4 protein-coding genes are annotated in these 4,024 nt (G+C 72.3%); all 4 read right to left on the bottom strand.

All coding sequences use genetic code 11. The features are described from left to right. Positions 1-1,429: homocysteine S-methyltransferase family protein (locus EF918_RS33405; protein WP_185922043.1), on the bottom strand; the 1,429-nt coding region annotated here is incomplete at its 3' end. Beyond that, positions 1,426-2,406 (bottom strand): carbohydrate kinase family protein, encoded by a 981-nt coding sequence (locus EF918_RS33400; RefSeq protein WP_125652645.1) that lies wholly within the window; start codon positions 2,404-2,406, stop codon positions 1,426-1,428. The genes EF918_RS33405 and EF918_RS33400, both read right to left, overlap by 4 nt. Before the next feature lie 93 nt (positions 2,407-2,499). Next, positions 2,500-3,723 carry a methionine adenosyltransferase gene (gene metK / locus EF918_RS33395; protein WP_125652644.1) on the bottom strand — a complete coding sequence of 408 codons (1,224 nt, stop codon included), beginning with the start codon at positions 3,721-3,723 and terminating at the stop codon, positions 2,500-2,502. Positions 3,724-3,762: 39 nt separating this feature from the next. Further along, positions 3,763-4,024: hypothetical protein (locus EF918_RS33390; RefSeq protein WP_221889784.1), on the bottom strand; the 262-nt coding region annotated here is incomplete at its 5' end.

Below are 4,024 nucleotides of genomic sequence, written 5' to 3'. Positions count from 1 at the left end.
CGTCGATCGTCAACGCGATCAGCGCGGCGCCGTGCTCCTGGGCCAGCCGGGTCACCTTGGCGAAGCGGGACTCGGGGCCGTCACCGTCCTCGTAGTTCACCGAGTTGATCACGGCCCGGCCGCCCAGTTTCTCCAGGCCCGCCCGGATCACCTCCACCTCGGTGGAGTCCAGGACCAGGGGGAGGGTCGAGGCGGTGGCGAAGCGGCCGGCGAGCTCGGCCATGTCGGCGACGCCGTCGCGGCCGACGTAGTCCACGCACAGGTCGAGCATGTGCGCGCCCTCGCGGATCTGGTCCCGGGCCATCTCCACGCAGTCGTCCCAGCGGGCCTCCAGCATCGCCTCGCGGAACTTCTTCGACCCGTTGGCGTTCGTCCGCTCACCGATCGCCATGTACGAGGTGTCCTGCCGGAACGGCACCGTCTGGTACAGCGAGGCCGCACCCGGCTCCGGACGGGGATCGCGTGCCCCGGGCGCGGCGCCCCGGACCCGCTCCACGACCCGGGCCAGGTGCTCCGGGGTCGTACCGCAGCAGCCGCCGACCAGCGACAGGCCGTACTCGGCGACGAAGCCCTCGTGGGCGTCGGCCAGTTCGGTGGCGGACAGCGGGTAGTGGGCGCCGTCCTTGGTCAGCACGGGCAGGCCGGCGTTCGGCATGCACGACAGCGGTATGCCCGCGTGCCGGGCCAGATAGCGCAGGTGCTCGCTCATCTCGGCGGGGCCGGTGGCGCAGTTCAGCCCGATCATGTCGATGCCGAGGGGCTCCAGCGCCGTGAGCGCCGCGCCGATCTCGGAGCCCAGCAGCATGGTGCCGGTGGTCTCGACGGTGACCGAGCAGATCAGCGGGACGGACACCCCGAGGGCGTCCATGGCCCGGCGGGCGCCGATGATCGCCGACTTGGTCTGGAGGAGGTCCTGGGTGGTCTCCACCAGCAGCGCGTCCGCACCACCCGTCAGCAGACCCTCCGCGTTGATCTGGAAGGCGTCGCGGACAGTGGTGTAGCCGATGTGCCCGAGGGTGGGCAGCTTGGTGCCCGGACCCATCGAGCCCAGCACCCACCGCGGCTGGCCCGTCTCGGCGGTGAACCGGTCCGCGACCTCGCGGGCCACCCGGGCGCCGGCCTCGGACAGCTCGAAGTTCCGGTCGGTGATCTCGTACTCCGCCAGCGCCGAGTAGTTCGCGCCGAACGTGTTGGTCTCCACGCAGTCGACGCCCACGGCGAAGTACGCCTCGTGGACCGAGCGGACGATGTCCGGACGGGTGACGTTCAGGACCTCGTTGCAGCCTTCGAGCTGCTGGAAGTCCTCCAGGGTGGGGTCCTGGGCCTGGAGCATCGTTCCCATGGCCCCGTCGGCGACCACCACACGGGTGGCGAGGGCCTTGCGGAGCGCGTTCGCCCGCTCCGCTTGCGCGTTCGTGGTGAAGGTCATGTCAGTTGTCCCAGCTTCGGTCCGAGGAGGGCGGCGGCCCGGTCCCCGTACACCGCGCGGACGGTGTCCAGCAGGGCCTGGGGCCGGATCTCGTACGACTGCGAGCCCACGGCGGCCAGGACCAGCGCGGACATCGCGCAGCCGAGCTGGGCCGCGTTCTCCAGCGGCAGCTGCCAGCTCAGCGCCGCGAGGAAACCGGAGCGGAAGGCGTCGCCGACACCGGTCGGGTCCGCGGCGGTGACGTCGGGGACGGCGTGCACGGTGACGGTCGGGCCGTCCTTGCTGTCGATCCGCACGCCGTCGGCGCCCAGGGTGGTGACCCAGGAGCCGACGCGTTCGAGGACCTCGGCCCGGGTCCAGCCGGAGCGCTCGCACAGCAGCGCGGACTCGTACTCGTTGGTGAACAGCCAGCGGGCGCCGTCGACCAGCCGGCGTACCTCCTCGCCCGTGAGGCGGGCGAGCTGCTGGGAGGGGTCGGCGGCGAAGGGGATGCCCAGCGCGCGGGCCTGCTCGGTGTGGTGGACCATCGCGCCCGGGTCGTTGGGCGAGACGAGCACCAGGTCCAGGGGGCTGCGCCCGTGCACGGCGCGCAGGTCGATCCGGCCGGCCTCGGCCATGGCGCCGGCGTAGAAGGAGGCGATCTGGTTGTTGTCCTGGTCGGTCATGCACATGAAGCGGGCGGTCTGGCGTTCGGCGGAGACGTGGACGGCGCTCGTGTCCACGCCGTGCTCCTTGAGCCAGACCTCGTACTCGCCGAAGTCGGGGCCCACGGCGCCGGCGAGGAGCGGGTCGAGGCCCAGTCCGCCGAGCCCGTAGGCGATGTTGGCCGCCACTCCGCCCCGCCGTACCTCCAGCGCGTCGACGAGGAAGGACAGCGAGACGTGATCCAGCTGGTCGGGGATCAGCTGGTCGACGAACCGGCCCGGGAAGGCCATGAGGTGATCTGTGGCGATGGATCCGGTCACCGCGATACGCACGTGGACTCCTGTGGAGAGCTGGCCGGTCGGCGGGGCGTCAGTGGTGGTGGGGCGTGCGGGTGCTGCTGGGACGTGCGGGTGGTGGGGCGGGTACTACAGGCCGGCGGCGGTGCGCAGGGCCTCGACGCGGTCGGTGCGCTCCCAGGTGAAGTCGGGCAGCTCGCGGCCGAAGTGGCCGTAGGCGGCGGTCTGGGAGTAGATCGGGCGCAGCAGGTCGAGGTCGCGGATGATGGCGGCCGGGCGGAGGTCGAAGACCTCGGCGACGGCCTGCTCGATGCGGTCGGTGGGAACGGTGTGGGTGCCGAAGGTCTCCACGAACAGGCCCACCGGCTCGGCCTTGCCGATGGCGTACGCGACCTGGACCTCGCAGCGGGCGGCCAGCCCGGCGGCGACGACGTTCTTGGCGACCCAGCGCATCGCGTACGCGGCGGAACGGTCGACCTTCGACGGGTCCTTGCCGGAGAAGGCGCCGCCGCCGTGGCGGGCCATGCCGCCGTAGGTGTCGATGATGATCTTGCGGCCGGTCAGGCCGGCGTCGCCCATCGGGCCACCGATCTCGAAGCGGCCGGTGGGGTTCACCAGCAGCCGGTAGCCCTCGGTGTCCAGCTTGATGCCGTCCTCGGCGAGCTGCTTGAGGACGTGCTCGACGACGTTCTCGCGGATGTCGGGCGTCAGGAGGGCGTCGAGGTCGATGTCCGAGGCGTGCTGCGAGGAGACGACCACGGTGTCGAGGCGGACCGGCTTGTCACCGTCGTACTCGATGGTGACCTGGGTCTTGCCGTCCGGGCGCAGGTAGGGGACCGTGCCGTCCTTGCGGACCTCGGTCAGGCGGCGCGAGAGCCGGTGCGCCAGGTGGATCGGCAGCGGCATCAACTCGGGGGTCTCGTCGGTGGCGTATCCGAACATCAGCCCCTGGTCACCGGCGCCCTGCCGGTCCAGCTCGTCGACCTCCCCGCCTGCGGCGGCTCCCTCGACGCGGGACTCGTAGGCGGTGTCCACGCCCTGGGCGATGTCGGGCGACTGGGCGCCGATCGACACCGAGACGCCGCAGCTCGCGCCGTCGAAGCCCTTGGCGGAGGAGTCGTAGCCGATCTCCAGGATCTTCTCGCGCACGAGCTGCGCGATCGGCGCGTACGCCTGCGTGGTCACCTCGCCCGCGATGTGCACGAGACCGGTGGTGATGAGGGTCTCCACGGCGACGCGGGAGGTCGGGTCCTCGCGGAGCAGGGCGTCGAGGATGGTGTCGCTGATCTGGTCGGCGATCTTGTCGGGGTGGCCCTCGGTCACGGACTCCGAGGTGAACAGGCGGCGGGACATGTCACTCCTGATGGCTGTCGGGTGCGTAGGGAACGGTGGTCATGCGCGCCGTTGCGGGCCGGTGGCGGCGCCCCCGGCAGCGGCGGCCGCCGCTGCCGTGGCCGTGGCGCCGGCCGTGGCGGTCCGCAGGATCCGGGCCAGGGCCCGGACCGCGGCGGGGCCGCCGTCGGCGGCGCCGCCGACGGCGACGAGGGGCGGGTGCCAGCCGTGCGCGGCGATGCGCTCGGCGATCTCGCAGGCGAGGGCGCCGGCGCCGGAGTAGCCGCCGAGCGCATCGCCGCGCACGGCTGGCACCCGCCCC

Source organism: Streptomyces sp. WAC06614, assembly GCF_003949795.1.
Lineage (GTDB): Bacteria > Actinomycetota > Actinomycetes > Streptomycetales > Streptomycetaceae > Streptomyces.
The sequence above is the reverse complement of the archived record's forward strand: the minus strand, read 5'-3'. Positions and strand labels throughout refer to the sequence as shown.

Excerpts from the sequence above, each read along its gene's own strand:
- metK (WP_125652644.1), bottom strand. The coding sequence starts at position 3,723 with ATGTCCCGCCGCCTGTTCACCTCGGAGTCCGTGACCGAGGGCCACCCC.